At 69.2% G+C, this 4,825-nt stretch carries 6 protein-coding genes; all 6 read right to left on the bottom strand.

Going from position 1 to position 4,825, the window contains the following annotated elements:
* On the bottom strand, positions 1-589 hold a 589-nt coding region (locus tag FUT87_RS23805), incomplete at its 3' end, for a M15 family metallopeptidase (RefSeq protein ID WP_147242597.1).
* A complete protein-coding gene (locus FUT87_RS23810) occupies positions 586-1,488 on the bottom strand; it encodes a LysR family transcriptional regulator (protein ID WP_091729036.1) in 903 nt (300 codons plus the stop codon). The genes FUT87_RS23810 and FUT87_RS23805, both read right to left, overlap by 4 nt.
* 105 nt (positions 1,489-1,593) lie before the next feature.
* The gene (locus FUT87_RS23815) at positions 1,594-3,192 is read right to left on the bottom strand and encodes an ABC transporter substrate-binding protein (RefSeq protein WP_147242598.1); all 1,599 of its coding nucleotides are present in this window, start codon (positions 3,190-3,192) and stop codon (positions 1,594-1,596) included.
* Positions 3,193-3,277: 85 nt separating this feature from the next.
* Positions 3,278-3,532, bottom strand: coding sequence for a type II toxin-antitoxin system RelE/ParE family toxin (locus FUT87_RS23820; protein ID WP_222617255.1), 255 nt, complete (start codon positions 3,530-3,532; stop codon positions 3,278-3,280).
* A 100-nt stretch (positions 3,533-3,632) separates the two neighbouring features.
* The gene (locus FUT87_RS23825) at positions 3,633-3,884 is read right to left on the bottom strand and encodes a type II toxin-antitoxin system Phd/YefM family antitoxin (protein ID WP_091729025.1); all 252 of its coding nucleotides are present in this window, start codon (positions 3,882-3,884) and stop codon (positions 3,633-3,635) included.
* A gap of 231 nt (positions 3,885-4,115) precedes the next feature.
* Positions 4,116-4,825, bottom strand: a 710-nt coding sequence (locus FUT87_RS23830; RefSeq protein WP_147242599.1) for a dipeptide ABC transporter ATP-binding protein, incomplete at its 5' end; no start/stop codon positions are given.

Below are 4,825 nucleotides of genomic sequence, written 5' to 3' on the forward strand. Positions count from 1 at the left end.
CGCGGCGCACGCGCTCGCGGTCGCCGAAGTCGAAGTGCCACCACTCGGTCGTGATGGTCTGGAAGCCGGCATGGCGCATCGCCGCGCGCAGCCAGCCGCGATGGCGCAGCTGGTCCGGGGTGAGGCCGCCCGCGGCGAGCTGCTCGGCCTCGAACTCGGGGTGCGAGGCCGGCGTCATTTCGTCGAAACCGGTGCCCATGTCGAGTTCGCGGCCCTGATCGTCCAGCAGGGTCACGTCGACGGCCATGCCGAATGAATGGATCGAGCGCCGCGCCGGGTGGGCCAGGTACCTGGTGAGCGGCGTGCCCTCCAGTTCGGCCCACAGCGCTTCCTGCACCCGCTGCGGTCGCAGCGCATCCAGCACCACCAGCGTCATGCCCGGGCAGTGGCGAGCCAGCCAGGCGGCCGCCTCGGCGAGCGCATCGGCGGCCTCGCGGCGCAGGAAGGCGCAGTCCAGGCCGCCGTAGACGTTGCGGCCGACGAAGTTGTCCGGCGTCGCGTAGCGCAGGTCCACCGCGATGCCGGGGATGGTGAGCAGCGAGCGGAACTCGGTGTGCGCCGCGATCTCTTCGCAGGGAATGGCATTCATCCGGCGAGGCTGTCCAGGTTGGCGCGGGCCGCGTCCCGCAGGTAGGTGACCAGCCGGCGCGCCGCCTGGGCCAGCGGCGCGCTGGCGGAGGTCAGCAGGTAGAGGTGGATGGCCATCGGCGGCGCCAGCGGCCGGACCTTGACCCGGGTCGGGTCCGCCGACGCGGCGGTGAACGGATCGACGACGGTCATGCCCACGCCCGCCTCCACCAGCGCGCGGGCGAGCTGGTAGGTCTGCACGGTGATGCGGCTGTCCAGGTGCCGGCCCTCGGCCTCGCTGGCGTTGTGCAGCATGTGGCCCAGCGGGTCGTCCTCGGCCATCGCGATCAGCTCGGACTGGATCTCCTCCAGCGGCAGCGGGCCGCTGCCTTGCGCCTCGGGGCCCTGCACCGGGCACAGCGCCATCATCGTGCCGCTGGCCAGCACCTCGGCCTTGATGCCGGGGTGGCGCGGGTCCTGCAGGCTGAGCGCCAGGTCGGCTTCGCCCAGCAGCAGCGCCGAGACGATCTCGCGGGTGTGGTTGGTGCTGAGCTGGCAGCGGCTGCGCGGGAAGGCCTGCGCCCAGTGCGTCATCGCCGCCGGAATCACCGCGGCGCCCAGCGTCGGCGTGGCCATCAGGCGCAGCGATTCGGACTCGCCGCCGCGCAGGTTGGCCGCCAGGCGCCGGATCGCGACCAGGTCGCGGTTGAGCTTGTCGATCTCGACGAACAGCCGCTGCGCTTCCGGCGTCGGATACAGCTTGCCGCGCACGCGGTCGAACAGTGGCATGCCCAGCTGCAGCTCGCAGTGCTGCAGCACCTTCGTCACGGCCGGCTGCGAGATGTGCAGCAGCTGCGCCGCGCCGCTGATCGTGCCGGCCTGCATGATGGCGTGGAAGACTTCAATGTGACGAAGCCTCATGTCGGCCCCCCGGCCGGCGAATACGTCGTCCGGCCCCCCGAGGGGGCCCGGCCCGGCCGGGGGCGGCCCGGCGCTCGGGCCGGCGCGCGAAGAGGAAGAGCAGGCTTATTCACGGTAGACGTTCTCGAAGACCACCCCGCCGTTGGGCTGCATCCTGAAGCCGCGCAGGTCCTTGCTGGTGGGGATGTAGACCGTCGAGTGTGCCATCGTGATCCACGGGCGCTCCCGCTTGAAGATCACCTGCGCCTGCTCGTAGAGCGCGATGCGCCGCGCCTGGTCGGGCGTGGCGCGGGCCGCGTCGATCAGGCGCTCGAACTCGGGGTTGCAGAACTTGACGCCCGACTTGTTGGTGGCGCAGCTGAGGTTGGGCGTCAGGAAGTCGTCGGCGTCGCCGCTCTCGCCGGACCAGCCGCTCATGTAGACCGAGTGCTCGCCGGCGTTGGCGCGCTTGAGGTACTCGCCCCATTCGTAGGTGCGGATCTGCGCGCGCACGCCGATGCGGGCCCAGTCCTGCTGGATCAGCTGCGCCATCAACTGGCCGTTGGGATTGGTCGGGCGCGTGACGGGCAGTGCCCAGAGGTCGATGTCCAGGCCGTCCGGGAAGCCGGCCTGCCGGAGCAGGGCCTTGGCGCGCTTGGGGTCGTACTCGTTCTTCAGCGTGCGGTTGTAGCCCGGGATGGCCGGCGGGAACGGGTTGACCGCCTGCATCGCGTCGCCGCGCGGGAACAGCGCGCGGAAGATCGCGTCGCGGTCGACGGCGATGTCCAGCGCCTCGCGCACCAGCCGGTTGTCGGTCGGCGGCTTGCGCAGGTTGAAGGACAGGTAGGAGATGTTGAGCGCCTGGATCTTCTCCAGCCGGATGCGTTCGCGATGGCGGTCGATGGCGCCGACGTCGATGTCGCGCAGCGGCGAGGTGATCTGGCATTCGCCGGCAAGCAGCTTCTGAACTCGCACCGCGGCCTCGCGGCTGATGGTGAAGATCAGCTTCTGCGTCTTCTGCGGTTCGCCCCAGTAGTCGGGGTTGGCTTCCATGCGGACGACGTCGTCCTTGGCATAGCTGCGGAAGCGGTAGGGACCGGTGCCGATGGGCAGGCGGTTGATCTGCGCGGCCTTGCCCTCGCGCAGCAGCTGGGCGCCGTACTCGGCCGACTGGATGCCGGCGAAGGCCATCGCGAACCAGGTGACGAAGGTGACGTTGGGCTGCGCGAGGGTGAAGCGGACGGTGCGGTCGTCGAGCTTCTCCATCTTCGTGATCGCCTTGGCCAGGCCCAGGTTCTGCGGATAGATGAAGTTGGCGGGGAAGGCCTTGTTGAACGGGTGCTCGCGGTCGAGGAAGCGGCCGAAGGTGAACAGCACGTCGTCGGCATTCATCGGCCGCGTGGGAGTGAACCACGGGCGGGTGTGGAAGCGGACGTGCTCGCGCAGCGTGAAGGTGAAGACGCGGGCGTCGGGGCTGATGGTCCAGGCGGTGGCGAGCGCCGGCTGCAGCGCGGTGCCGCCGCGCTCGAAGCGGACCAGCCCCTGGAACATCTGGTTGTTGACGTTGTTGGTGCTGGCGGAATCCCACAGGCCGGGATCGAAGCCCTCGGGGCTGGCGTCGGTGCAGTAGACCAGCGGCTTGGGCGCGGCGGCATCGGCCGCCTGGACGACGGGCAGTGCCGCGAGCAGCCACGCGGCCAGCGAGAGGGAAAGGGCAGGGCGCATCGGGGGGGAGGGCTAGCCGGCGCATTGTCGAAACGCGGGCGCGACGGTCACAACTGAAATGGGGCGGTTGGACCATAACACCGGGTTATGCGGGCGCTGGCTTCAGCGGTAGCCCGTTGCCCGCCCCTCTCGCCTGCTTGAGGCGGACCAGCGTCATGCGGTAGGCCAAGGCGCCTTCCCGTTTGCCGACGCAAAACACGATGACGATCAGCAGGCCGTCTTCGACGCCGTAAGTGAGGCGGATGCCTTGCCGCAGCAGCTTGATCTTGTAGAGGCCGGAGAGCTCGCCCTTCAGCGCCGACCCCGGCACATGAGGACGATGCAGTCGCTTGATCAGCAAGCCCTTGAGCGCTTGGCGAATCGATCCGTCCAGCGCCCGCCATTCATCCCAGGCTTGCGGAAGGAAGCGCAGGCCATACGGGCGGGGTCCCGGTGGCGGTTCAGAGTTCGTCAAGGTCGACCTCGATCAGCGTGGACTTGTCCGCGAGGCGCTCGATCGTCTTCTTGTAGGTGGCCTGGTCCGCGAGGTCGTCCATGATGGCCTCGTACAGGAGGGGATCCATCACGTAGAAGGCCGCATGGCCGTTGCGAAGCACGGTGATCGGCCGATGGTTGGCGGCGTCCAGGACGAGCGCCGTCTGCTTCTTGAACTCGGAGAGGGTGACGGTGAGTTCGTGGTCGCTGGCTTCCATATCGGCTCCTTCAGGCGAGACGATTATGGGTGTCGCCTCGAGGCGCGGTCGGTAGGGACGGCTCAAGGGCGGGGTAGAGATCTCGGGCGTACGGAGGGGCATGAGGTCACCTGTCGGAACGAAGGGGACGTCATTTCACTTGGACCCGCTCGGATCGGCAATCGCATCGACCAGTCGAATTGCTGACTTGGAACGGGGGGTTGAGCCGCGTCCCCCCTTGCAATCGCAGGCTCAGATCACATCACACGCCACCACCCGCCCGTCCAGCTCACGCAGTTCGGGGCGGACCTCGGCGCAGCGCGGGAGGGCCAGCGGGCAGCGCTGGTGGAACGCGCAACCGGTCGGGGGCTTGAGCGGGCTCGGGAGCTCGCCGTGGATGCGGATGCGCTGGCGGCGGTCGGCCGGACGCAGCGCCGGCGTCGCGCTGATCAGCGCCTGCGTGTACGGGTGCAGCGGCCGCGCGAAGATGCGGCGCTTGTCCCCGTGTTCCACCGCGCGGCCCAGGTACATCACCATCACCTCGTCGGCCACATGCTCCACCACCGCCAGGTTGTGCGAGATGAACACGTAGCCGGTGCCGAACTCCTCCTGCAGGTCCATGAACAGGTTGAGGATCTGCGCCTGGATCGACAGGTCCAGCGCCGAGGTCGGCTCGTCCGCGACCACGATGCCGGGCTGCATCACCATCGCCCGCGCGATCGCGATGCGCTGGCGCTGGCCGCCCGAGAACATGTGCGGGTAGCGCTGCAGGTGCTCCGGCCGCAGGCCGACCTTGGCCGCCAGCGCCTCGATCCGCTCCCGCCGCTCGGCACGGCCCAGCGTCGTGTTGATCACCAGCGGCTCCGCCAGCGTCGACGCGATGGTCTTGCGCGGATTCAAGGCGGCGTAGGGGTTCTGGAACACCATCTGCACCTCGCGCCGCAAGGCCTTGCGCGCGGCCG

This window comes from Mitsuaria sp. TWR114 (genome assembly GCF_007997345.1).